Annotated in this window: 20 protein-coding genes and 1 tRNA gene; 12 read left to right on the top strand and 9 right to left on the bottom strand. The window is 58.7% G+C overall.

From position 1 onward, the window contains the following. The first annotated feature begins 155 nt into the window (after window positions 1-155). A complete protein-coding gene (locus tag ACRZ95_RS01515) occupies window positions 156-1562 on the top strand; it encodes a divergent polysaccharide deacteylase family protein (RefSeq protein WP_170676119.1) in 1407 nt (468 codons plus the stop codon). A 53-nt stretch (window positions 1563-1615) separates the two neighbouring features. On the opposite strand, the gene trpE is transcribed toward ACRZ95_RS01515, so the two are convergent. From trpE to fabI, 5 genes are all read right to left on the bottom strand, one after another. After that, a complete protein-coding gene (gene trpE, locus ACRZ95_RS01510; RefSeq protein WP_170676118.1) occupies window positions 1616-3127 on the bottom strand; it encodes an anthranilate synthase component I in 1512 nt (503 codons plus the stop codon). A gap of 11 nt (window positions 3128-3138) precedes the next feature. Then, entirely contained in the window at window positions 3139-4980 is a 1842-nt protein-coding gene (locus tag ACRZ95_RS01505) for a SurA N-terminal domain-containing protein (RefSeq protein ID WP_170676117.1), read from the bottom strand. A 68-nt stretch (window positions 4981-5048) separates the two neighbouring features. Then, window positions 5049-6224: an aminotransferase gene (locus ACRZ95_RS01500; RefSeq protein WP_170676116.1), complete on the bottom strand. Its 1176-nt coding sequence runs from the start codon at window positions 6222-6224 to the stop codon at window positions 5049-5051. 57 nt (window positions 6225-6281) lie between these two features. Continuing rightward, window positions 6282-6791 (bottom strand): xanthine phosphoribosyltransferase, encoded by a 510-nt coding sequence (gpt, locus tag ACRZ95_RS01495; RefSeq protein ID WP_170373804.1) that lies wholly within the window; start codon window positions 6789-6791, stop codon window positions 6282-6284. A gap of 6 nt (window positions 6792-6797) precedes the next feature. Next, complete coding sequence (fabI, locus tag ACRZ95_RS01490) at window positions 6798-7604, bottom strand: enoyl-ACP reductase FabI (protein WP_170676115.1); 807 nt, start codon at window positions 7602-7604, stop codon at window positions 6798-6800. A 136-nt stretch (window positions 7605-7740) separates the two neighbouring features. Here fabI and pdxH point away from each other — a divergent pair, with 136 nt between their 5' ends. From pdxH to ACRZ95_RS01470, 4 genes are all read left to right on the top strand, one after another. Beyond that, window positions 7741-8346 carry a pyridoxamine 5'-phosphate oxidase gene (gene pdxH, locus ACRZ95_RS01485; RefSeq protein ID WP_170676114.1) on the top strand — a complete coding sequence of 202 codons (606 nt, stop codon included), beginning with the start codon at window positions 7741-7743 and terminating at the stop codon, window positions 8344-8346. Window positions 8347-8467: 121 nt separating this feature from the next. After that, complete coding sequence (locus ACRZ95_RS01480) at window positions 8468-8995, top strand: cold-shock protein (RefSeq protein ID WP_170373801.1); 528 nt, start codon at window positions 8468-8470, stop codon at window positions 8993-8995. A 4-nt stretch (window positions 8996-8999) separates the two neighbouring features. Further along, window positions 9000-9467, top strand: a complete 468-nt coding sequence (locus tag ACRZ95_RS01475; protein ID WP_170676113.1) for a DUF192 domain-containing protein — start codon at window positions 9000-9002, stop codon at window positions 9465-9467. A 44-nt stretch (window positions 9468-9511) separates the two neighbouring features. Then, window positions 9512-9588: transfer RNA gene (locus tag ACRZ95_RS01470), tRNA-Pro, on the top strand. A 9-nt stretch (window positions 9589-9597) separates the two neighbouring features. Here the strand turns inward: ACRZ95_RS01470 and ACRZ95_RS01465 are convergent. Beyond that, entirely contained in the window at window positions 9598-10032 is a 435-nt protein-coding gene (locus tag ACRZ95_RS01465) for a hypothetical protein (protein WP_170676112.1), read from the bottom strand. A gap of 507 nt (window positions 10033-10539) precedes the next feature. On the opposite strand from ACRZ95_RS01465, the gene ACRZ95_RS01460 reads away from it, so the two are divergent. After that, window positions 10540-14154, top strand: a complete 3615-nt coding sequence (locus ACRZ95_RS01460; RefSeq protein WP_170676111.1) for a vitamin B12-dependent ribonucleotide reductase — start codon at window positions 10540-10542, stop codon at window positions 14152-14154. A gap of 640 nt (window positions 14155-14794) precedes the next feature. Continuing rightward, window positions 14795-15040, top strand: a complete 246-nt coding sequence (locus tag ACRZ95_RS01455; RefSeq protein WP_170638644.1) for an EF-hand domain-containing protein — start codon at window positions 14795-14797, stop codon at window positions 15038-15040. Window positions 15041-15091: 51 nt separating this feature from the next. On the opposite strand, the gene ACRZ95_RS01450 is transcribed toward ACRZ95_RS01455, so the two are convergent. After that, entirely contained in the window at window positions 15092-16636 is a 1545-nt protein-coding gene (locus ACRZ95_RS01450) for a trimethylamine methyltransferase family protein (RefSeq protein ID WP_170676110.1), read from the bottom strand. A gap of 645 nt (window positions 16637-17281) precedes the next feature. Between ACRZ95_RS01450 and ACRZ95_RS01445 the strand changes: the two genes are divergently transcribed. Next, window positions 17282-20113: a ribonuclease E/G gene (locus ACRZ95_RS01445; protein WP_170676109.1), complete on the top strand. Its 2832-nt coding sequence runs from the start codon at window positions 17282-17284 to the stop codon at window positions 20111-20113. Between the two features lie 64 nt (window positions 20114-20177). Here ACRZ95_RS01445 and ACRZ95_RS01440 read toward each other — a convergent pair whose 3' ends face one another. After that, a complete protein-coding gene (locus ACRZ95_RS01440) occupies window positions 20178-20411 on the bottom strand; it encodes a sulfurtransferase TusA family protein (protein ID WP_170548534.1) in 234 nt (77 codons plus the stop codon). Window positions 20412-20516: 105 nt separating this feature from the next. Between ACRZ95_RS01440 and ACRZ95_RS01435 the strand changes: the two genes are divergently transcribed. The 4 genes from ACRZ95_RS01435 to ACRZ95_RS01420 all read left to right on the top strand — a co-directional run bounded on the left by ACRZ95_RS01435 (window position 20517) and on the right by ACRZ95_RS01420 (window position 24822). After that, window positions 20517-21269 (top strand): cytochrome c biogenesis CcdA family protein, encoded by a 753-nt coding sequence (locus tag ACRZ95_RS01435; protein WP_170373794.1) that lies wholly within the window; start codon window positions 20517-20519, stop codon window positions 21267-21269. A gap of 55 nt (window positions 21270-21324) precedes the next feature. Continuing rightward, entirely contained in the window at window positions 21325-22521 is a 1197-nt protein-coding gene (locus ACRZ95_RS01430; protein ID WP_170676108.1) for a hypothetical protein, read from the top strand. After that, on the top strand, window positions 22518-23867 hold the full coding sequence (locus tag ACRZ95_RS01425; RefSeq protein ID WP_170676107.1) for a cytochrome P450: 1350 nt from the start codon (window positions 22518-22520) through the stop codon (window positions 23865-23867). Before ACRZ95_RS01430 ends, ACRZ95_RS01425 begins: the two co-directional genes overlap by 4 nt. A 73-nt stretch (window positions 23868-23940) precedes the next feature. Then, window positions 23941-24822 (top strand): fructose bisphosphate aldolase, encoded by an 882-nt coding sequence (locus ACRZ95_RS01420; protein WP_170676106.1) that lies wholly within the window; start codon window positions 23941-23943, stop codon window positions 24820-24822. A gap of 3 nt (window positions 24823-24825) precedes the next feature. Here the strand turns inward: ACRZ95_RS01420 and ACRZ95_RS01415 are convergent, their stop codons facing one another. Continuing rightward, complete coding sequence (locus ACRZ95_RS01415) at window positions 24826-25428, bottom strand: DNA-3-methyladenine glycosylase I (RefSeq protein WP_170676105.1); 603 nt, start codon at window positions 25426-25428, stop codon at window positions 24826-24828. Window positions 25429-25435: the final 7 nt, after the last annotated feature.

Raw genomic sequence — 25435 nt, 5'->3', positions numbered from 1 at the left:
AGCCCCGGGCCACGGTATAATGTCCGGACATACATGCTCAGGCTTGTGAGGCAGCGTCAAGAGGACATCCCGTTCTTGACACGCCATCAGGTCGAGCGCCACAGAAGATGGCGTAGGATGGGCGAGGCAAGATAAGAAGGCGAGAGGCACGAGCAATGCGTGGATTTTTCGGAGGAATGATCGTCGGGGCGGTCGTTGTTTTGATCGTAGGGGTGATGTTGTCGCTCAACACACCGCTGGCCGATAAGCCGGTGGTCAAGACCCAGGCTCCCGAACCGGTGGATGTGGAAACACCCGAAGCACCGGAACAAATCGCCGAGACCCCGTCGGATGCGGATCTTGTCGAATTGCCGCCTGCTGGGCCGAAACCCGCCGAAGAGCCGGATGAGGCGCTTGATCTGTCCGATCTGGAAACGGTGCCCGACGAACAGCCCGTCGTGGCTGAGGCCGAGGACGCGTTGCAGGAACCTGAGGCCGAAGATCAAACCAGCGTGACCGTCATGACCGACGCGCCGGCTGCTCCGCAGGCACCTATTACCGCCCCCACCTTGCCGGAAACAGACGCGGCACCTGTTGTTGTGGATGAAGCCCCGGAACCCTCTGACGAGCCAGAAGATGTGGCGACGCTTTTGCCTGAACTGCCGTCGCAGCTTGCACCGGAAGAGGCTGAGTTGGATGAAGAGAATCCCTTTGAAAACAGCCCAATCGCTGTGGAAGGGGATGAGGACACCTTACCCCGCAATCTGCCCAAACTGGCCGCACTCCCCCAAATCGGCGGAGAGGATACGACCTCGACCAACTCACTGGTTGGCACGCGCGTTGTCCCCCTGACCGAACGAGACGATGCCCCGGTCGAAGCCGATGAAGCAGTCGTAGAAGAGATGACCGGAAAGCCGATCGAGGACTACGCTGCCAGCTTTGAAAACCCCGAAGCCAAGCCGCTGATGTCGATTATCCTGATCGATGATGAGGGCTCTTTCGGAGCCGAAGCTTTGCAGGATTTCCCATATCCCGTCAGCTTTGCGATCAGCCCCTCTGATCCCGACGCCGCCGAGAAAATGGCCCGCCACCGCGCCGCCGGGTTTGAGGTTCTGGCCATGGCCGATCTGCATGAATCCGCCAGCGCGCAGGACGCCGAGGTGTCGATGGCCGTATGGTTGGACACGCTGCACGAGACAGTCGGGATTCTGGAAGGGGTCGAAAGCGGAATTCAGGGCAATCGCAAACTGGCCGATCAGGTTGCGTCGATTGCGGCGGCCACCGGTCGTGGGTTGATCACGCAGGATAACGGGCTGAACACGGTCCAGAAACTGGCCGCACGCAATGGCATCCCCTCGGGCGTGGTGTTCCGTGACATTGATGGTGCGCGGCAGGACCCGAAAATCATGCGTCGTTTCCTGGATCAGGCAGCGTTCCGCGCCGGGCAGGAGGGGACGGTTGTGATGCTGGGACGCGTTCGCCCCGAGACGATCTCGGCTCTGCTGCTGTGGGGGCTTGAGGATCGCGGCAACCGGGTTGCCATGGCGCCGATTTCGGCGGTTATGAAACGCGAAGTTCAGTAACGTTTCCGCAGAAAAGAGAAGGGCGGTTGATCCTGTGATCAGCCGCCCTTTCTTTATGAGTTGCGGTTGCCCGTGAACCGGGCCGCATCAGCCGCCGCGCGTCGTATGGCGTTGGATTTATGGACCGTTTCCATATATTCCGCCTCGGGGTCGCTGTCATAGACAACACCTCCGCCGGCTTGAATATAAAGCTTGTGGTCCTTCACGATGGCCGTGCGCAGGGCGATACACATATCCATGTCGCCGCCCGCGCTGAAATACCCAACACCGCCGCCATAAACGCCGCGCTTTTCGGGCTCCAGCTCATCAATGATCTCCATCGCGCGCACTTTGGGCGCGCCGGATACGGTGCCCGCAGGCATCCCGGCAAAGAACGCATCCAGTGCGTCTTTGTCTTCGGCCAACTCTCCGACCACGTTCGAGACGATATGCATCACGTGGCTGTAGCGCTCGATGATGAACTCTTCGGTTGGGCGAACGGTGCCGATCTTGGCGACGCGGCCGGTGTCGTTGCGACCAAGATCCAGCAGCATCAGATGCTCGGCCAGTTCCTTTTTGTCGTCCAGCAGGTCAAGTTCATTTGCCTTGTCCTCTTCCGGGGTCGCGCCGCGAGGGCGGGTGCCGGCGATCGGGCGAATAGTCACTTCGCTGCCGAAGACGCGCACCAGGATCTCGGGGCTGGCGCCCACGACCTGAAAGCCTCCGAAGTTGAAGTAGAACATAAAGGGCGACGGGTTCGTACGGCGGAGCGACCGGTAGAGCGCAAAAGGCGGCAGCGGGAAGTCCTGCGTCCAGCGTTGGGCTGGGACGACCTGAAAGATATCGCCTGCGCGGATGTACTCCTTGGCCTTTTCGACCGCCTCCATATAGCCGGATTTGGTGAAATTCGACACCGGAGGCGCAACCTCATGCGCTTCGCCCAGATCGCGGGTTTCGGCGGGCATGGCACGTTCCAGATCACGCACCGCGTCCATCACACGCTCGGCGGCCTGCGCATAGGCGGCCTTGGCGGACTGGCCATCGGTCACCCACGCCGGGGACACGACGGTCACTTCGCCCTTCACGCCGTCCAGCACCGCAATGACAGAGGGGCGTTGCATGATGGCGTCTGGCAGGCCCAGTGGGTCGGGGTTCACGTCGGGCAGATGCTCGACCAGACGGACCATGTCATAGCCCAGATAACCAAACAGCCCAGCCGCCGCCTGAGGCAGATCATCGGGCAGGTCGATGCGGCTTTCGGCCAGCAGCGCGCGCAGATTATCCATCGGATTGCCGTCTTGCGGCGTGAAGGCTTCGCCATCGAATCGGGCCGAGCGGTTCAGCTCGGACTCCTCGCCCCGGCAACGCCAGATCAGATCGGGCTTCATACCGATGATCGAGTAGCGCCCGCGCACTTCGCCACCGGTGACCGATTCAAGCACAAAGGCATCCTTCTGCGCCCCTGTCAGTTTCAGCATCAGCGAGACAGGTGTGTCGAGATCGGCCGCAAGGCGCGTATATACAACCTGGTTTTCGCCCGCTTCATAGGCGCGCGCGAAGCTTTCATATTCGGGTGTCAGGGCCATTTGGGTCTCGTTTAATAACTCGCCTGCACGGCGTTCAGGGCCTGCTGGTCGACAACCGGGCGAGCGCGGGTTTGGGCGTCGCGGACATAGGCATCAAAGATATTCTGCGCCAGTGCCTGATTCATTTGCGCGGTCAGGGCGTCGCTCAGTTGGCGTAGCTCACCACTTTCTGCAGGAGGCAGAACCTCGTCCAGGCGAACGATCAGGGCCGTTCCTTCGCCGCCAATGACGCGCAGGTCGCCCGGCTCCATCTCGAAAACTTCGTTCATGAAGTTTGCGGGGACGTCATCCAGAAACGCAGTCCGCGTCAGGGCGTTTTCCACGCGGAACGGCAGGCCGGTGGCGGTGAAATCGCCATCTGTTGCCAGGGTGGTGACAACAGAATTGGCCTGCTCTTGCAGTGCTTTGGCGGTCTCGGCGGCAACCCATGCAGCGGCCACGCCGTCACGGGCGCTGTCCAGAGGCTCCGGGCGCGGCGCCAGTTCTTCGTTCAGACGCAGGGCGAAGATTGATCCGTCCTCCAGGAAGTCGATCTCGGGGAAGTCGCCGTCGCGTACAGCCTCAGCCGCGCTGCGGAAGCCGTCATATGCGGCGACTTCATCCACACTGTCGCGGGTCCAGTCGATTTGGCCCAGCTCCATATCGGTTTCCTGGGCCAGCTCTTCCAGCGTGGCGCCACCGGCGAGCATATCGTTGATGTCTTCGGATTGTGCTTCGATCAGACGACGTGCGCGGTCCGAGGCCAGTTCTTCCCGCAGGGCAGGCTCGGCATCCTCGAACGGGACGTTGTTGGCCGCCAGAGAGCCGTTGATGCGGAACAGCGCCGGGCCGAACACGGAGGGCAAAGGGCCAACGACCGAGTCCAGCTCCGCGGCAAAGACCTCATCTGCAGCTTCGCCCAAATCGTCGCGAGTCACGTCGCCCAGATCAATGTCGCTTAGCTCCAGCTCGCGTTCGCGTACGAGTTGCTCGAAGGTTGTACCGCCGACCTCAAGCTGGGCTTTGGCGTTGTTCGCGGCGTCCTCATCCGGGAAATTCAGGCGTTCGACCAAGCGGCGCTCAGGCTGCTGGTATTCGTCGGCGCGCTCATCATAGAGGCGGCGCAGCGTGTCCTCATCCACTTCGACCGTATCCAGCAGCATTTCTGGCGACAGGATCGCATAGGTCAGACGCTTGGTGCGGGGCAGGGTGAATTGGTCGGTGTTCTCGTCATAGTAGGCTTGGATTTGCGCATCGGTCGGATCGCCGACTGGCGTTTCCAGCGCATCCGCACCCAAAGTCGCCACGGTAAAGCTGCGGCGCGCGCCAATATAGTCTGTCAGAGTGTCGGTCAGCGTTGCAGGCATTTCAACACCGCCGATGATCGCGCCCTGCACGATGGTGCGCGAGGATTCTTTGCGCAGGTCCGATTCGAACTCGGTATCGGTCATCCCGATCTGTTCCAGCTGAAAGCGATAAGCTTCGCGGTCGAACGTGCCGTTCACGCCTTGAAAGGCCGGGATCGAGACGATCTCGTCCTGCAGGTTTTCGTCGCCGATAGACAGACCCAGTTGACCAACCTCGTTATCAAGCGCGGCCAGAGCGGTCAGGCGGGACAGGGCGAGCTGTTCCAGACCCAGTTCGCGCGCCTGAGACATCTGCAGGGCTTGGCCGGTCTGCGCCTCAACCGCGCGGATTTCGCGTTGAAGCTCGCGGACATAGGCGTCGACCGAGATACTCTCATCCCCGACCTGCGCAACCGTGCGGATGGTGCCGGTCAGGCTGGTGGCGCCAAACCCTGCGAGGCCTACGAACAGAAGGCCCATCAGAATCCAGACAAAGGTTTTCGAGATGCTGTTTTTGCCTGCGGCCATGATGCCCTCTTACTGCTTGCCCTGTTGGTTGCGGCCCTGAATACGACGGGCACCGCCGGGGGGCAAGCTTAGAAGGACAGAGCCTGCAACCGGTCGAACAATTGGGCGATCCCGGCGCGGTCGAGATTGGCGAAGGCGATGCGCACCTGACGTTTTCCGGCCGGGTCATGATCAGGCATGAACATGGTGCCGGGCAGCAGCAGGATACCGGCCTCGGGCACCAGTCTTTGCGCCAGCTCGTCCGACGGGAGGTCGAACGGGTGTTCGAGATAGGCGAAATAAGCGCCGAGTCCCAGCAGGCGCCACCCTTGGGCCTCGAGCTGAGGCATGCCTTCAGCAATCGCGGCGCGGCGGTCGAGGATTTCGTCCCGCTCTCCGGCAAGCCACTGCGACAGGTTCTGCATGCCCCACAGGGCGGCAAACTGGCCGATCTGACCGGGGCATATGGCGACGGTGTCTAGAAATTTCTCGGCCTCGGCCAGCAGGCTTGCGCTGGTTGCAACCGCGCCGACGCGATGTCCGGTCAGGCGGTAGGCTTTGGAGAAGGAATAAAGATGCACCAGCGTCTCATCCCAGCCGTGCTTTTGGAACAGGTCATGCGGAGGACCGCTGCGGCTGTCAAAATCGCGGTAGGTTTCGTCGACCAGCAGGCGAATACCTGCATCGCGCGCGAGATCGTAGAAGGTGCTGACCAGTTCGGTCGGGTATTCGACGCCGCCCGGGTTATTTGGGGTCACCAGAGAAATGGCGCGGGTTTTTTCGGTAATCAAAGCGCGCGCCGCCTCTGGATCGGGCAGCAGATCGTCGCCCGTGGGCAGGTCAACGGCCCGCACGCCTGCCATGTCCAACCACATTTTATGATTGAAATACCATGGGGTTGGGAGGATGACCTCATCCCCCTCGTCGGTGAGCGATGAAATCACAGCTGAGAATGCCTGATTGCAGCCCGACGTTATGGCGATCTGATCTGCTGAAACCTGCCCGGCATAGTGATTGCTGATTTCCGCGGCCAATTCGGCGCGGAGATCGGCATTGCCGAGCACTGGCCCGTAGAGATGGGCGCTGTCTTCGTTTACAGCGAACTCTGCCATGGCCTCCCGCATGGACAACGGCGGAGGGTCAACCGGTGCAGCCTGGCTGACATTGATGAGGGGCCGGTCATCAGGAAACACGACCCCGTCCAACCAACGCCGTGCCTCCATCACTGGTGGCGGGAAGGTGGACCGGGTGCGTGTTTGGGACATGGCAGAATCTTTGCGAGGCTCTGCCTCGCGCTCCGAGGTATTTTTGAACAGAAGAAGTTAGTCGGTGCCGCGATAAGGCTCGACATATTGCAGGGCCATATCCCAGGGGAAGAATATCCACGTGTCCTGGCTGACTTCGGTGATGAACGTGTCCACCATGGGGCGGCCTTTGGGCTTGGCATAGACGGTGGCGAAATGCGCCTTAGGGTACATCGCGCGCACCAGTTCCAGCGTTTTGCCGCTATCGACCAGATCGTCGATGATCAGAACGCCTTCACCATCGCCCATCAGATTTGCATCTGGTGCCTTCAAAACTTCGGCCTCGCCTTGTTCCTGATGGTGATACGAGCGTACGCTGATTGTATCGACGGTGCGGATGTCCAGCTCGCGGCTGACGATCATGGCGGGGGCCATGCCGCCGCGGGTGATCGCGACAACGGCGCGCCATGCGCCGTCATCCGGGCCTTGACCATCCAGCCGCCACGCCAGAGCGCGCGAGTCGCGGTGAATTTGGTCCCAGCTGATGTGGAAGCCTTTTTCGTGGGGCAGGCGGTCTTTGGCGCTCATTTTATCTTAACCCTTTTCAACGTCCGGGGCATCGACGGCTTTCATACCAACGATGTGATACCCCGAATCCACGTGCAGATTCTCACCGGTGACACCGCTGCTGAGGTCGGACAGCAGATACAGGGCCGAGTTGCCCACATCGTCGATCGTCACGTTGCGGCGCAGGGGCGAGTTGTATTCGTTCCACTTCATGATGTAGCGGAAATCTCCGATGCCGCTGGCGGCCAGCGTCTTGATCGGTCCGGCCGAGATCGAGTTAACGCGGATACCGTCCTTGCCCAAATCTTCGGCGAGATACTTGACCGAAGCCTCAAGCGCAGCCTTGGCGACACCCATCACGTTATAGTGGGGCATGACCTGCTCGGCACCGTAATAGGTGAGCGTAATGGCACTGCTGCCCTCGGACATCATCTTTTCGGCCCGCTGCATCACGGCGGTAAAGGAATAGACCGACACATCCATGGTCAGTTTGAAATTTGCACGGCTGGTGTCGACATAGCGACCGCGCAGTTCGTTCTTGTCCGAGAAACCGATGGCGTGGACTACGAAATCCAGCTTGCCCCATTTCTCTTCGAGTGAAGTAAACAGAGCGTCGATCGACCCCTCGTCACTGACATCACATGGCAGCACGATTTCACTGCCGAGTTGCGCTGCCAGAGGGTCAACACGTTTTTTCAGAGCATCACCCTGATAAGAAAAGGCCAGCTCGGCCCCGGCGTTGGACAAGGCGCGGGCGATTCCCCATGCGATTGATTTGTCATTGGCCAGTCCCATGATGAGGCCGCGTTTTCCGGCCATCAACTGATTTGACATGATTGGTTCTCCGCCTGTCGTCGCGTTATGTTGCGATGGGTTTATGCCATTGACTGCCCTGCTTCAAGGCCGTGTGGTCTTGCCCGCGGCGGGTAATCGCCCTAGGCTTCCGACAAATACTTTCCAGGGGATGGAAATGACCGAGCGTGATGGCATTTTTGCTGGCTCCGATCCGTTTGAAATAGCGGCGCGGTGGCTGGGTGAGGCCGAACAGAATGAACCGAATGACCCGAACGCGATTGCGCTGGCGACCGTTGATAAAGATGGCATGCCAAACGCGCGCATGGTTCTTTTGAAAGACATCGAGCCGGAGGCCTTTGTTTTCTATACCAACTATGAAAGTGCCAAGGCGGCTGAGTTGGATCAGGCTGAAAAAGCCGCTTTTGTCATGCATTGGAAATCTTTGCGGCGTCAGATTCGTGTTCGTGGTATAGTCAGTCGAGAAAGCGGGCCCAAGGCGGACGAATATTACGCGTCACGGTCGCTGAAAAGTCGGCTGGGCGCTTGGGCGTCAAAGCAGTCGCGACCCCTGAGCAGCCGGACAGCACTGATGGCCGAGGTTGCCAAGGTGACGGCAAAACTTGGATCCAATCCGCCGCGCCCTCCATTTTGGGGAGGATACCGGTTGGTTCCGACTGAAATTGAATTCTGGGCCGATGGCGCATTTCGCCTGCATGATCGGTTCAGATGGCGGAGGGCTGATCCGGGTTCCGCTTGGGATGTGCAGAGGTTAAATCCATGACGTTCACGTATCGCGAAATGCAACAGACCGAAATCAAAGGTTTTTTTCAGCTTGAATTTGCCTGCCATTGCCATAAAAACCGAAACCTTAACGCACTACTAAATCATTCGATGGGAACACCGTGCCTGAAGACCTGAACAACATGTACCGCGTTCGTGGACACGTAAAATGGTTCGATCCCGCAAAGGGATACGGGTTCGTTGTGTCTGATGAAGGCGGCCCGGATATTCTGTTGCATGTGAACGTGTTGCGGAATTTCGGGCAGAGCTCGGTCGCCGATGGGGCAGGCATCGAGATCATGACCCATCGTACGGATCGCGGTGTTCAGGCGGTCGAAGTTGTTGCTGTCGATCCTCCGGTGCGCGCCGACTCAATGATGTTGGCCGACTTTGCCGAGCTGGATCCGGCGGCGATTGCGGCCGCGCCGTTGGAAGCTGCACGGGTGAAATGGTTCGACAAAGGCAAGGGATTCGGATTCGCCAATGTGTTCGGTCGGGATGAGGATGTGTTTTTGCATATCGAAGTTCTCCGCCGTTCTGGCCTTGCCGATCTGCAGCCGGGCGAAGCGCTTGCCATGCGGGTGATTGATGGCAAACGGGGCCGTATGGCGGCTCAGGTCTTGGCTTGGGAAGCGGCGCTGGATCACTAACACCATGATGCGGTTTTGGGCTTCTCTGGCAGTATGTGTGACATTTCTGGCAGAAGGCGTGGCCGCCGAATGTCGCCCTGACCGGGTCGAGTTGCGCAACGATCAGACTCATGTCCGGTTTGACGTCGAACTGGCCGTGACCGGCCCCGAGAAATCGCGTGGGCTTATGTTTCGCGAGAATTTGCCGAACCGGTCGGGCATGCTCTTCGTCTACGATCCACCGCAACAGGTGGCGTTCTGGATGAAGAACACACTGATTCCTCTGGATATGATTTTCGTGGACCAGGTGGGCGTCGTGACGCGCGTACATGAAGGTGCGATTCCCGGTGATCTGACCCCGATTGAAGGGGGTGGCGACATCTTTGCCGTGCTTGAAATCAACGCCGGTTTGTCCGCGCGTTACGGCATTCAGCCCGGCACCCAGATGCGGCACGAAATTTTTTCACAAGCGAGTGCGATTTGGCCCTGTTAGGGCTTTTCAAATCAGATCAGCATCGTTAGGAACGGCGCACGGTCCGGGGCGTGGCGCAGTCTGGTAGCGCACCTGTTTTGGGTACAGGGGGTCGTAGGTTCGAATCCTGCCGCCCCGACCACTTCTTCACTTATGTTGGTGAACCACCCATCGCTTGGTAGAGCGCGCTCAGCGCTTTATCCAGCGTTTTGCTTTCAACGGGAACTTCGACGGTTGCGCCGCTTTTCTGCGGCACTTGAAAGAACAGCCGCGCGTCCACGCGATACCCGCCAGAGGTCTTGGTTGAGGTCATGCGCATAATGCTCTGCGGCAGATCCTCAGGCGAGCCATCATAGCTGAGAATCAAAAAGGCTGTTGTGTCCGGTGGTAGAAACTCGCGGCATTCAAAAGAATTGGCGTCGATCTTTAGGAACGTCTCGCCGGGGCCTTCGCAACTGGTCTGGAAGGTTTCGAACAATCTGTCGGGGTAGGCGCTGAATTGAGCGCTGAGCGACGCCGTTGGCAATTCTTGCGCTGTGCAGGCCGCGATCAGGGCGCCTATCGGGGCGAGGTGAAGCAACTTCATCGTTTTGCCTGCTCTTTGTTCAATGGGTTGACGCAAGGATATGGCCGAAAGGCCACAACATGATTCCCTGCCAGCTTAGCCAGCACAGGTCTGGATGATCAAACCCGGATAACCATGCTGGTAAAAAAGGCAATTTCATCTGGCCGGTTTTGCGATCGGCGTCGTCTCGCCGTGGATCATTCTGTGGAGGAATCAGATCGCCGAGCACCCGACAAACAGGTCAACACAAAAGATTTCAAAAATGACTTAAAAAGGTCGTTGACCTGATATGCAAAGATACGCCAGATTGTATGGGCCGAATATGACGCTACTACATCTGGTATGAAAGCCGGAGAGGGCGCAGGGCAGGGACGGAACGCACACGAGTACATTTGTGCAACCGCAGTGGCGGTATCGCGCTCATACGGGCAGCGGGTGGTCCTTTGCGTCTGTCAGGTTCGGCATTGCTGGTGGCTTTGCATTTCCCAAGCCGCGGCGAGGGTTGACGGACATTAAAAGGCGGCGGACATGAAGATTGAAAGAAGATTTACCAAATCAGGGCAGGATGCGTATGCGGACCTCGATTTCGTCTCGGCAACGTCCGAGATTCGAAACCCTGACGGCACAATTGTTTTTCGTCTGGACAACATCCAGGTCCCCTCAAGCTGGAGCCAGGTGGCCAGCGATGTCATCGCACAGAAGTACTTCCGCAAGGCGGGGGTTCCCAGCAAGCTGAAGAAGGTCAAAGAAAAGGACGTTCCTGAATTCCTGTGGCGCTCGGTCCCGACTGACGATGCCGAGTTCGAAGGTGAGACATCTTCGAAACAGGTGTTTGACCGTTTGGCAGGCGCTTGGGCCTATTGGGGTTGGAAAGGCGGTTATTTCTCAACCGAGGAAGACGCGCGCGCTTACTTTGACGAAATGCGCTACATGCTGGCGACTCAACGCGCCGCGCCGAACTCGCCGCAATGGTTCAACACGGGTCTGCACTGGGCCTATGGCATCGACGGCCCGGCGCAGGGGCACCACTATGTCGACTACAAAACCGGCAAACTGACCAAATCGAAATCCGCATATGAGCATCCGCAGCCGCATGCGTGCTTCATCCAGTCCGTCGATGATGATCTGGTGAACGAAGGCGGCATCATGGATCTGTGGGTGCGCGAGGCGCGCCTGTTCAAATATGGCTCGGGCACCGGCACCAACTTCAGCCACCTGCGTGCAGAGGGCGAAGCGCTGTCGGGTGGTGGCAAGTCCTCGGGCCTCATGGGTTTTCTCAAGATCGGCGACCGCGCCGCTGGCGCGATCAAATCAGGCGGGACAACTCGTCGAGCAGCAAAGATGGTAATCGTCGATGCGGATCACCCGGACATCGAGCAATTCATCGAATGGAAGGTGATCGAAGAGCAGAAGGTGGCCTCGATCGTTGCCGGATCGAAGATGCACGAGAAGATGCTGAACGGCATTTTCGAGGCCATCCGCAGCTGGAACGGGGCGCAGGACGATGCGTATGATCCTAATACGAACGACAGTCTGAAGAAAGCGGTGCGCGAAGCCAAAAAAGTCGCGATCCCCGAGACTTACATCAAGCGCGTGTTGGATTATGCGCGACAGGGCCACGACAGCATCGAATTCCCCACCTACGATACGGACTGGGATTCGGAGGCCTATAGCTCGGTCTCGGGTCAGAACTCTAACAACTCGATCCGCGTGACCAATGCCTTCCTGACCGCTGTTGAGAAAGACGCCGATTGGGAATTGATCAACCGGACCGACGGCAAGGTCGCCAAGACCGTAAAAGCCCGCGATCTGTGGGAGAAAGTCGGTCACGCCGCTTGGGCCTGCGCCGATCCGGGCATCCAGTTCCATGACACCGTTAACGAATGGCACACATGTCCCGAAGACGGTGAGATTCGCGGCTCGAACCCGTGTTCGGAATACATGTTCCTAGACGACACGGCCTGTAACCTGGCGTCCATGAACCTGCTGACCTTCCTGAAGGATGGTGAGTTCCAGGCGGCCGATTACATGCATACGGCGCGCCTGTGGACCCTGACTCTGGAAATCTCTGTGACCATGGCGCAGTTCCCGTCGAAGGAAATCGCCAAACTCTCCTATGATTTCCGCACCTTGGGTCTGGGCTATGCCAATATCGGCGGTCTGCTGATGAACATGGGCTACAGCTACGACTCGGACGAGGGTCGGTCGATCTGTGGCGCGCTGACCGCAATCATGACTGGTGTGGCATATGCGACCTCGGCTGAGATCGCCGGAGAGCTGGGTCCGTTCAAGGGCTATGAGCGCAACGCGGACCACATGCTGCGCGTCATTCGCAACCACCGCCGTGCAGCGCAAGGCGTGGCCAATGGGTATGAGAAACTGGCCGTAAAGCCCGTGCCTCTGGACCACAACAACTGCCCGGACAAACGTCTGGTCGATCTGGCCATGTCGGCATGGGACGAGGCACTGAGCCTTGGTGAACAGAACGGTTACCGCAACGCGCAGGCCACCGTGATCGCGCCCACCGGCACCATCGGTCTGGTAATGGATTGTGACACCACAGGGATCGAGCCGGATTTTGCTCTGGTAAAGTTCAAGAAGCTCGCGGGCGGCGGCTACTTCAAGATCATCAACCGGTCGGTGCCGTCGGCGCTGGAGAAGTTGGGCTATTCCTCGTCTCAGATCGAAGAGATCGTGGGTTACGCGGTTGGGCACGGCACCATCGGCAACGCGCCGGGGATCAACCACACCTCGCTGACCGGTCATGGCTTTGGCCCGAATGAGCTGGCCAAGGTGGATGCCGCGCTGGAAAGCGCCTTTGATATCCGGTTTGTCTTCAACCAATGGACACTGGGTGAGGATTTCTGCACCGGCGTGTTGGGCATCCCGGCGACCAAGCTGAACGATCCAACCTTTGATCTGCTGCGCCATCTTGGCTTTACCAAAGCCGATATCGACGCAGCGAACGATCATGTCTGCGGAACTATGACGCTAGAGGGCGCGCCGCATCTGAAGGAAGAGCACTATTCGATCTTCGACTGCGCCAACCCGTGCGGCAAGAAAGGCAAGCGTTTCCTTGGTGTTGACAGCCATATCACTATGATGGCGGCTGCGCAGAGCTTTATCTCGGGCGCGATCTCGAAGACGATCAACATGCCGAATGACGCAACCATCGAGGATTGCCAGAAAGCATACGAACTCAGCTGGTCGCTGGGTGTGAAGGCGAACGCGCTGTATCGTGACGGCTCGAAACTGTCGCAACCGCTGGCCGCAGCGCTGGTCGAGGATGATGATGAGGCGGCAGAAGTGCTGGAAAGCGGATCGACGCAGGAAAAAGCTGTCGTTCTGGCCGAGAAGGTGATCGAGAAGGTCGTGGTCAAGGAAATGATCCGCAGCCATCGCGAGAAACTGCCCCATCGCCGCAAGGGCTATACCCAGAAGGCGATCGTCGGTGGCCACAAGGTTTACCTGCGGACCGGTGAGTTCGAAGACGGCAAGTTGGGCGAGATCTTCATCGACATGCACAAGGAAGGTGCTGGCTTCCGGGCGATGATGAATAACTTTGCCATCGCGGTCTCGGTCGGCCTGCAATACGGCGTGCCGCTGGAGGAATTCGTCGACGCCTTTACGTTCACCAAGTTCGAACCGGCTGGGATGGTACAGGGCAACGACTCGATCAAGAACGCGACGTCGATCCTCGACTACATCTTCCGCGAACTGGCCGTGTCTTATCTGGACCGCACCGATCTGGCCCACGTGAAACCCGAAGGCGCGAGCTTTGATGATCTGGGTCGCGGTGAGGAAGAAGGCGTTTCCAACGTCTCCGAGGTTAGCGACAGCGCGGCGTCCAAGTCTTTGGAAGTGTTGAAGCAAATCAGCTCGACCGGGTATCTGCGGAAACGCTTGCCGCAGGATCTGGCGATGTTCAACCCGCAGGCCGAACTCAACGGAATGTCCGAACCGACAGCCGCGTTTGAAGCGTCGGCGGAAACCGCTGTGGCGACCGGCATGGACGCACGGACCAAAGCCAAGATGCAGGGCTATGAGGGAGACCCCTGCGGCGAATGCGGAAACTACACGCTGGTGCGCAACGGCACCTGCATGAAATGCAACACTTGCGGCGCAACAAGCGGGTGTAGCTGAGTTTAGCGCCCCGGCAACCCGGGGTGCAGGGGTCGGTCGCTGCCTTATGTACCGGCCCCGACGAATACGGAGCATGGCGCTGAGACTTACCATCAAAGCCATGTTCCACTCGGCCGACATGCCCGTGTTGGCCGGGAACAGGGTGGGGCGGAATATTGCTCCCTCCCACTCTTTCACGGGGCGGGTGCGCTCGCCCCATGCGCAGTCCAGGCCGCAGGCAAAAAAATACCGGGCGGTCAACGAAATGAGCCTGGAAGGCGAAACTGACAGGGGGCTTCGGCCCCCTTTCTTTTTGTCTAAAGCGTCTCGGGTTTTACCTGAACCATCAAGTGACACGAATGTCCCGAGAACGCTGAAAGCGTGGCAGGGTATTCGTGTCTCAGGTTTAACCCGAAACGCTATAAAGACCGGTCGCTGAGCTGAGTTTTGCCAGATCACCTCAAAACCGTCGGGCAAGTTCTGCCGAGGCGCGATGGGGGATTTTTGCCCGGCAACAAGCCGCAGAGGCGACTCGGCCAAACACGCGGAGATTGGCGCGAAGTGGCCTCGATCTCGCTATGCGGGTGACGCTGGCCCAGTCCTGAGGTTTCTTGCGCTCGTCCGGACGCAAAATCCAAATATTCACTCAGGAGGCAAACTTATGACACCGAAATATCTGACCGCTCTCGCGGCGGTAGCACTCGCACTGCCCACTCTGGCCACTGCGCAATCGGCAGCCGACGCAAATGGAGATGGCGTGTTGACCATCGAAGAGGTTCAAGCTGTCGTGCCCGAGGTTAACGCCGACACGTTCTCGGCCATGGATGCAAATGGGGATGGCGCATTGGACGCGGATGAAATCGCCATTGCACAAGAAGCTGGTCTGCTTCCCCCAAGCAACGGTTGATTGCTGAGATATTTTAGCGGCCCGAGTAAAATCGGGCCGCTTTTCATCGCCTTACAACGGTAAGTGGATGTTAAATTTGGCGCGAATTTCCGCGTCGAGCAGAGGGTCGAAATTCGCTGCAGACGGGCTGGAGAGGATTTCGTTTTTGCGCTCGATTGCTTTTTCGATCAGGTCAGGCTTGTCCAATTCGGCCCATTCCTTAGGTGAGGTGCGGTCGCCGAAGGTCGGATACACATAATCCGCCTGCATCCGGCTGAGCGTCGCATCAGTGCCAAGATAGTGGCCGGGCCCGCCCATACACACCTCAGCAATCTGATCCAGCGCCAGAGTTTCGTCCGAAACCTCGATCCCGCGCACACAGCGCTGCGCTTGTCCGATCAGGTCATCGCCCAGGATCAGGCTTTCAAGACAAAACCCCAGAAGGGACGCATGCATGCCAGCGGCCTCATAGATCATGTTGGCGCCAGACAGGCCGGTCATGACGTTGGAACACATCTGCTCCCACCCAGCCTGCATGTCGGGCAGTTTCGAATCCGATGCTCCGGCGGCGGTTCCACCCGGAAGGTTGTAGAAATTGTGCATCTGGGCGCATCCCGCGCTCAGCAGGGCCTGTTCGCCCGATCCCACGGACATTGCTCCGGTGCGAAGGTCCAGACCGAATGGCCACGTGCCAAACACGGCGGGCGCGCCAGGCACGACGGCGTTTACGTAGACCAGACCGGCCAGGCATTCCGCTGTGGCTTGAGTGATGGCCCCTGCGATGGTCGACGGTGCGGTTGCTCCGGCCATGCCAGCCGACAGCAACAGGACCGGCATTCCCGCTTTGATGACCGCTTCCATGACCTCGCAGCTTTCGGTCGCGAATTTCATAGGTGGCACAACAAAGCAGTTCGAGTTCGAGATGAAAGGACGTTCGCGCCATTTATCCTCACCGCCGGCGATCATGTAGATCATCTCCATCGCTGGGGCGACGTGGCTGGGTTCTGTAAAGGATGTGCCGATATGTTTGAACGTACCTGCGCATGCCGCGTAGATCGTGTTCAGGTCCATCTCGAGGTTGTCGGCGATGTCACGACACACCATGGGGCGCTGAACGAAGTGGATATTGTCGAGCTGCTCGCAGATGCGAGAAGCATCGTGCAGGTCCTGCACGGTCGAGTCGCGGTAATTCCGCCCATCCACATCGACCATGCTGACCGCGGCACCCGCCGTGCCGTAGTGAACCTTTGTCCCGCTCAGCTCCAAATCCGTCTTGCCGTTTCGACTATACAGAGTGACCGAGCGGTTTGCCTTTGCGATCGTGTCCTCGACCAGTGCGCGAGGGAAACGAATGCGCCCATCGTCGCCTAGAGTGCAGCCAGCGCCCACCAGATAGTCGATCCCGCTTTGCGGGGCGTCCGCCAGCCCGATAGTTTCCAGAGCCTGAAGCGCCGCTTCGTGAATACGCTCCATCTGCGCTTGGGTCAGAGGCTTGTAGGTGCCGCCCTCCATCCCCGGGCGGACCGGGCGCAGGTGGTCGGGCAGGGCTGCGGCGCGGGCAGCACGACGCGCTGCGCGTCCGCCAGTTCTTGCAGAGCTGCGAGTTTGTTCGTTCATTTTAGATATCCGATTATTCAGGTGATTGAGATTGCGAGCAAAATCAGACCTGTGCTGGGCGTCCCCGTGCCGCACGCCCACGATCCGCGCCAATCGTGCGGCTGATCAGACGTATTTTCCAAACTTCGTTGTGCATTCAGTTCCTCGGACTTGCACGCCCATCCTGAGCAGCGCTAGATTTAAGTCTGTTCTGTTTGCGACCTCGCTGTCAATTATGTTGCTTTCTCGGTCGCGTGACGTTTGCCCATTGTCTTTTCCACAGGACTGCTTTTATTGTGTCCGAACGGGCATGGCGATTTTGACGCCCATAAGTCCCGCTTTTTTGAGTTTCGCTGCTGTGCCGCATGTGATGATCCATCTTTCACGGCATGGCAGACCGATTGTGCCCCGATCGGGGCAATGGAGTGCCTGAGCCCGGAAAATTCCGGGCGAAAGGAATAAATGGGCAGGCGGCGACCAAGATCGCGCCTGTCGGAGAAGAACCGCGATGACGCGCGCGCAACGTTTGAAAGACCGGGCAGGGGGCCACAGCGCCAGACCCTGCCGCGCGCCGTCTGATATCGCCCGTACAAGACACCTCCCCAAAAGTGCCTGTCCGCCTGGATGGGTCAGGACAACGCGTTTGGCGCGGTGCATCAAGGACACATGGCTAAGAAAATGCTTATCGATGCCACCCACGCCGAGGAAACTCGGGTTGTGGTGGTTGACGGAAACAAGGTCGAGGAGTTCGATTTTGAATCCGAAAATAAACGCCAGCTCGCTGGCAATATCTATCTAGCAAAAGTTACCCGGGTCGAACCGTCTCTGCAGGCGGCATTCGTGGACTATGGCGGCAATCGTCATGGTTTCCTGGCGTTTTCGGAAATTCATCCCGACTATTATCAGATCCCCGTCGCCGACCGTGAGGCGCTGATGGAGGAAGAGCGCGCCTATGCCGAGGCGATGAAGGCGCGTGACGAGGCCGAGGAAGCCAAGCCCAAGAAACGCCGTTCGCGGTCGCGCAGCAAGGCAGCGGACGTCAAGTCGAACGATCCGGTCGAGACATTGGATGTCACGTCCGAGCCGACGGGTATGGAGACCATTGATCTCGACGACAGCGAAGAGAGCGATGATCTGACAGTGCCCGAGGGGACCTCTCCGATGGAGACGGTTGCCGAGACGCCGGTAGAAGAACCTTCTGAGGATGAAGTGTCTGAGACCACTGACGCGCCGACCGCAGAAGAAGAGACTGCTGAGGTTGAGGCTGTTGAGGTCGAGACCGTTGAGGCGACCTCTGATGAGCAGGCTGAAACCGAGGCGGAAGAACAGCCCGAAGCTACTGCTGATGCGGAAGAAGCCGAGGCTGACTCTGAGGAAACCGCGCAGGCTGAGCCTGAGGCAGAAACCACTGAGACAGAGCTTGCCGAAGGTGACGACTCAGACGACGAAGAGAAAAAACCTGATGCGACTGCCAAGGATGATTCGATTGAATCGGTCGCCGATGAGGACGACAGCGAGGATATCCGTCCTCCGCGCAAGCCGCGCCCGCGTCGCTACAAGATCCAGGAAGTGATCAAAGTGCGCCAGGTTCTGCTGGTGCAGGTCGTCAAGGAAGAGCGGGGCAACAAAGGTGCCGCGCTGACCACCTATCTGTCGCTGGCCGGCCGCTACTGCGTTCTGATGCCCAATACCGCACGCGGCGGCGGCATCAGCCGCAAGATCACCAATGCGCCCGACCGTAAGAAGCTGAAGGAAATCGCAGCCGAGATCGACGTGCCAACTGGCGCGGGCCTGATCATCCGGACCGCAGGCGCCAAACGCACGAAATCCGAGATCAAGCGCGACTATGAATACCTGCAGCGCATGTGGGAGCAGATTCGCGAGCTGACTCTGAAATCCATCGCGCCCGCAAAAATCTACGAAGAAGGTGACCTGATCAAACGGTCGATCCGTGACCTCTATAACCGCGAAATCGACGAGGTTCTGGTCGAAGGCGAGGGCGGTTACCGCATCGCCAAGGACTTCATGAAGATGATCATGCCGTCCCACGCCAAGAATGTGAAACGGTATGAGGACGCGCTGCCTCTGTTTGCGCGCTATCAGGTGGAAAGCTATCTGGCCGGGATGTTCAACCCGACCGTGCAGCTGAAATCCGGCGGCTATATCGTGATCGGCGTGACCGAGGCGCTGGTGGCGATCGACGTGAACTCAGGCCGGGCGACGAAGGAAGGTTCGATCGAGGAAACCGCGCTCAAGACCAACCTTGAGGCCGCCGAGGAAGTGGCACGCCAGTTGCGTCTGCGTGACCTTGCCGGTCTGATCGTCATCGACTTCATCGATATGGACGAGCGCAAGAACAATTCAGCCGTCGAAAAGCGGATGAAAGACAAGCTTAAGACCGACCGCGCGCGCATTCAAATGGGCCGCATCTCGGGCTTTGGTCTGATGGAGATGAGCCGCCAGCGCTTGCGCCCCGGTATGCTTGAAGCAACGACGCAGCCGTGCCCGGCCTGTCATGGCACCGGTCTGATCCGTTCGGACGACAACATGGCGCTGTCGATTCTGCGTCAGATCGAAGAGGAAGGCACCCGCCGCCGCTCACGCGAGGTTCTGGTGCGCTGCCCGGTCAGCATTGCCAACTTCCTGATGAACCAGAAACGCGAACATATCGCCCAGATCGAAGGGCGCTATGGTCTGTCCGTGCGTGTCGAAGGCGACATGCATTTGGTCAGCCCCGATTTCTCTTTGGAGAAGTTCAAGACCGCTAGCCGGATCGTGCCCGAAGCGACAGCTCCGGTCGTCTCGGTCGATGCGTCGCTGATGGATCTGGTCGACGCGACCGAAGAAGAAGAGGTCGAAGAAGAGGCGGTTCAGGCCGAAGAAGACGCCAAGCCCAAGCGCAAGCGTCGTCGGCGTCGCCGCAAGAAGGGCGGCAACGATCAGCAGGAGGCTGAGGCATCGGAAGCTGTTGAAGACGCGGCTGCTGAGGCTCCCTCGGACGACGCTCCTGAGGCATCGGACGAGGACGAAAAGCCTGCCAAGCCCAAGCGTCGCCGTGCGCCGCGTCGCAAGAAGAAAGACGTGGAAGCCGAAGCGCAGGATGCCCCCGAACAGGAGGCAGAGGCCAAGGAAGACGCCCCAGTGGAAGCAGTCGATGTGGTTGCCGAGGCTGAGACAGCTCCGGAACAGGTCGAAGAAGCTCCGGCGGACTTCGCTGAGGTTGCAGAAGCGGCACCGGAACTGGCGCAAGACGCCGAAGAACCTTTTGAGGCCGTTGAAACGGCAGAGCCTACTAAGGCGGTGGAAGCAGAAAAACCAGTCGATACTCAACCGGCTGAGGAGCCCGCTCCGGTCGAAGAGGTTGCCGAGGTTGAGGCCGCACCCGAAGTAGAAGAAACCCCAGCCGAACCCGTTCTGGAGACGGTTTCGGAAGAGCCGGAACAACCGGCTGAGCCGCCCAAGCCTAAACGGCGTGGTTGGTGGTCGCTCGGAAGCTAAAGCGAGAAGCTAAAATGAAAAGGCGGGCTTGAGGCCCGCCTTTTTCGTTTTGACAGCCAAGGTCTTAGCCCGCTTTCTGGATCAGATAGACCTGATAGCCGTTCTCTTCCTCTTGGGACAGTAGGGTGTGGCCGCTCTCCGCGCAAAAATGCGGGACATCAACTATCGCCGCAGGATCATCTGCCAGCACGCGCAACACGGCACCACCGGGCAAAGACTTCAACCTTTTGCGCGCTTTCAACACAGGCAAAGGGCACAACAGGCCCAGGGCATCGAGGGTTTCAGTAGGATTAGACATAAGGCTCAGATATTTCGCCCAAGGCGCAGTGTCCAGCGCGCAACCACGAGGATGTGACCGAATAGCCCCGTGACGAAGCCGCCTTCATACCATATGTGCTGAAACATGTTCGGAATAGATATCATCGACGCGGGTCTGCTGCCTGCTATGTTCATCGCCCTGATCGGCGGTTTGATCAGTTTTCTGTCGCCTTGTGTGCTGCCGATCGTGCCGCCGTACCTGGCGTATATGAGCGGCGTCAGCATCAACGAGATGCAGGATCAGGCCCGCGCCCGGCGCAAGGCGACTTTGACCGCCTTGTTCTTCGTTCTGGGGCTGTCGACCGTGTTCCTGCTGCTTGGCTTTACCGCCTCGGCCTTCGGGGCGTTTGTTCTGAAAAATCAGGTGCTTTTCGCCAAGCTCTCGGGTGCGGTGGTGATTGTCTTTGGCCTGCACTTTCTGAACGTGTTCCGTATCCCTCTGCTGGATCGCGAAGCGCGGGTTGAAACCGGAGACTCCGGCGGCTCGGTCTTTGGCGCTTATATTCTGGGTCTTGCGTTTGCCTTTGGCTGGACGCCGTGTATTGGCCCTCAGTTGGGTGCAATCCTGTCGTTGGCCGCGTCTGAGGCATCGGTCGCGCGGGGCACTTTGTTGCTCGGCGTCTATGCGGCGGGTCTGGGTATTCCGTTCCTGCTGGCTGCGATGTTCCTGAATCGCTCAATGGGTGTCATGAACCGGATCAAACCCTATATGGGCACGATCGAGAAGGTCATGGGCGGGCTTCTTCTGTTCGTGGGCATCATGCTGATCACGGGCCTCTTCACCGAATTCAGCTGGTGGCTGCTGGAAACCTTCCCGGCGCTGGCGGTTCTGGGCTGATCCACCTTACCTTGGCCGCAATGCTGCGTTAACCTGCGCAGCAGAAGGTAAGGCCATGAGCAGTCAGATAAATCAGCCACAGCTGCGCAGGCGGCATGTGTTTTACATTCCCGGCTACGACCCGATCCCCGCGCGGCGTTACCGCGAGCTGTATCGGACCGAGTCGCAAGCGCAGGCTGAGATCTCGGGATACCAGATCAACCTTGCGCCAAAGACGGGCGACGGCCCGTTTGGCTGGCATGTTTCATCTGTTCAGGATGGGGTTGAGGTTCAAACAGATGTCGAGGTTCTGGTCTGGTCCGATATCGTGCAGGACAGCATGTCGGGCTCGATTCTCGCGACCTATTTGCAGCTTGGTCAGACGGCGTGGACCTATATCTCATCGGGTACGTTAAAAAGGCTGCGGCAGCTCAGGAAGGGCCCGGTGATTGCTGCGCTCTATCCGGTGGGGATGCTGCTGTTGCAACTTCTCGCTGCCGTGTTGATCGTGATCCTTGCGGTCACTCTGGCTGGATGGTGGGGGCTGCTGCCGGGTTTGGCTTTGGCCTATGGCTTGCTGCGCTGGTTCCGCAAAATCGACAATCGCCTTTTCGCCTATTACCTGATGCATGATTACGCATACTCGGCGCAATTTCAGGGGGAGATTCCGGGCAAACTGCAACACCGCCTGGAGGAGTTCGCGGATTTGATCGAGGCCGCGCTAAAGACGGATGTTGATGAGGTTCTGGTCGTCGGCCATAGCTCGGGCGCGCATCTTGGCGTTTCTGTTCTGGCGGATGTTCTGCGTAGACAGACCGCAAGTGGGCCAGCACTGTCGTTTCTGACACTCGGGCAAGTGGTGCCGATGGTCTCGTTCCTGCCCAAGGCTCAGAAACTCAGGTCGGACCTTCAGTTCCTGTCCACGCAAACCACTTTGACATGGGTGGATGTCTCAGCGCCCGGGGATGGCTGTTCTTTCGCCCTATGTGATCCGGTCGCCGTTAGCGGTGTTGCGGGCCACGACAAGACATGGCCTCTGGTCCTGTCCGCCGCCTTCACCCAAACACTGTCACCCGAGCGATGGAAAGCCCTGCGGTGGAGGTTCTTTCGGCTGCATTTTCAATACCTCTGCGCCTTTGACCGACCGGGCACCTATGACTATTTCCGCCTCACGGCGGGACCTCTGACATTGGCAGAACGGTTCAAAGACCGCGCGCCGTCGAACAGCCGGATTGAGACGCCGGTCTCGAAATACACGGATACGAGCCGATGAAGCCGCCCAAGCCGCAGTCTCGCCTAGATCGAGTCTCTCTCTGGCGCTATCTGAAACTGTTCCGGCAGGACCTGTTGTCGGCGCAGCCTCAACGCCTCTATCGCGCGTGGATGGCCGAGTTTCGCACGCCGTTTTTCCGGTCCTACATGATCAATCAACCGGATTTGGTGGATGAGGTCCTCAAGAAACGTCCGGATGAGTTTCCGAAATCCAACCGCATCAGCGAAGGGTTGCGGCCATTGCTGGGGGAGTCCGTGTTTCTGACCAACGGCGCGACATGGAAACACCAGCGCCGTATCATTGACCCCGCTTTTGAGGGCGGACGGCTGAAGGATACGTTCCCGGCCATGGTCGCCGCTGCGGATGCTTGTGTGGATCGGCTGCGCCCTTTGGCAGGAACGCAGGTCGAGTGCGAACAGATCACCAGCCATGCCGCCGCTGACGTGATTTTCCGAACCCTGTTTTCTGTGCCCATCGAACACGACATCGCCGCACAGGTCTTCGACAGGTTCCGAGCGTATCAGCGCGAGCAGCCTTTGTTGAACCTCGCCGCTTTTGTACCGCTCCCACGTTGGTTGCCCCGGTTTCATTCGCGAAAGACGCGTGGAACCGCGCGAGAGATCCGCGCCCTGATTGCCAAACTGACGAAAGATCGGGCTGCGGCGATTGCTGCGCATCGCGCGCCCGATGATCTGGCAACCAAGATCATGACGACACCTGACCTGGAAACCGGCAAGTGTTTTGAGCCGGAGGAGATGGTCGATCAGGTTGCGATTTTCTTTCTGGCCGGACACGAAACCAGCGCCTCGGCTTTGGCGTGGACGCTCTACCTGATGGCGCTTTACCCCGAGTGGCAGGAGAGCCTAGCGAAGGAAGCTGAAGCACTTGACGATCGTTCTTTCGCGGTGATGTCCAAGCTGAAACTCAGCCGCGACGTGTTCCGTGAGGCCCTCAGGCTCTATCCGCCAGTGCCGATGATGGTCCGGCAGGCCAGTTGCCCCGAGAGGTTTCGCAACAGAGACATTCCAAAAGGGTCGCAGATCGTGATCAGCCCCTGGCATCTGCATCGGCAAGAGCGGCTGTGGGACAACCCGGATGGTTTCGATCCCAATCGTTGGAGCACGGAAAACGGCAAAACCTGTCAGCGTGAGGCCTATATACCCTTCTCGACAGGCCCGCGCGTCTGTCCCGGGGCCGGGTTTGCGATGGTCGAGGGGCCTTTGATCCTTTCCACTTTGCTGCGCCATTTCAGATTCGAAACAATCCCGGACAAAACGCCCGTTCCGGTGGCTCATCTGACGGTCAGATCGCGGGATGGCATATGGTTGCGCGTGGTTGAGCGCTAACAAACTACCATCACCCATAACTGTGCTGTATGCGGTGAAGGAAATCGGAATCAGTCTTGAACGGGAAAATACTATGTCCAAAGCAGAACAGCGCGCGCAGATGTCAGATGGAGCAGGCTTTATTGCAGCACTGGATCAAAGCGGCGGATCAACCCCGAAAGCTCTGGCGCTCTACGGCGTGGATGCCGCGCAATACGCCTCGGAAGAGGAGATGTTCGGCGAAATCCAGAACATGCGCGCGCGGATCATCCTGGCGGATGACTTCACCAAGGACAAAGTGATCGGCGCGATCCTGTTCGAACGCACCCTTGGCGAAGAGATCGAAGGTCGCAAGGTCGCCGATTACCTATGGTCCGTCAAAGGGATCGTGCCGTTCCTGAAAATCGACAAGGGTCTGGAAGATACTGCAAACGGTGTGCAGATGATGAAGCCCATCCCGGGGCTGGCCGAGACATTGGCCCAAACGGAAGGCGTGTTTGGCACCAAGGAACGCTCGGTCATTCATGAAGCCAACGCCGAAGGTATCGCCGCCGTTGTTGCCCAGCAATTCGACGTGGCCCGCGTCGTGACCGAAGCTGGCATGGTGCCGATTGTCGAGCCCGAGGTGAACATCAACTCGGAAACCAAGGTCGAAGCCGAAGATATTCTGAAAGCCGAAATCCTGAAAAACCTCGACCAACTGGCCGAAGGGCAGGAGGTCATGCTGAAGCTGACTATTCCAAGCGTCGCGAACCTCTTTGACGAAGTGGCCGATCACCCGCGTGTTCTGCGCGTAGTGGCCCTGTCAGGTGGTTACTCGACCGAGCAGGCCTGTGATCTGCTGGGGCAAAACGGCAAAATGATCGCGTCCTTCTCGCGCGCGCTGACCGAGGGGCTTTCGAAACAGCAATCGGATGCCGAATTCAACGCCGCCCTCGGCAGCAATATCGACAAGATCTTCAAAGCGTCGGCGTGACGCCTAAACCGGTTTGACAAAATCGCGGCGCATCTGCGCCGCTTTTTCCCGGCTGATGCAGCCTATCGCGTGATCATTGATCAGCCCCATTGCCTGCATGAAGGCAAAAACGGTGGTGGGGCCGACAAATTTCCAGCCCCTCTTTTTCAGGTCTTTCGACATCGCCACTGACTCGGCTGAGGTGCTGGCTGTCTGTGGCTCTGGCGGTGAGGTTGGTTCATACCGCCAGACATATGCCGCGAGGGAACCTTCCTTCGCCACCAACTCCTGCGCACGACGGGCGTTGTTGATCACGGCTTCGATCTTGCCGCGATGGCGGATGATACCTGCATCTTGCAGAAGGCGTTCGATATCAGCCTCAGAAAACTCGGCCATCTTGTTGAAATCTAAATCGCAAAAGGCCCGGCGAAAGTTCTCGCGCTTGTTCAGGATCGTTCGCCAGCTGAGGCCGGACTGAAAACTCTCAAGACACAGTTTTTCGAACAATCGTCGATCATCGGACACCGGGTAACCCCATTCCGTGTCATGATAGTCGAAGAACTCAGGCGCCGCTTGGCACCATGCGCATCGGGCGAGGCCATCAGGACCCAAAACGGTTTTGCTCATGAATGTA

Source organism: Ruegeria sp. AI3 (assembly GCF_056541245.1).
Note: the sequence above shows the minus strand (reverse complement) of the source record. Positions and strands in the feature narration are given on the sequence as shown.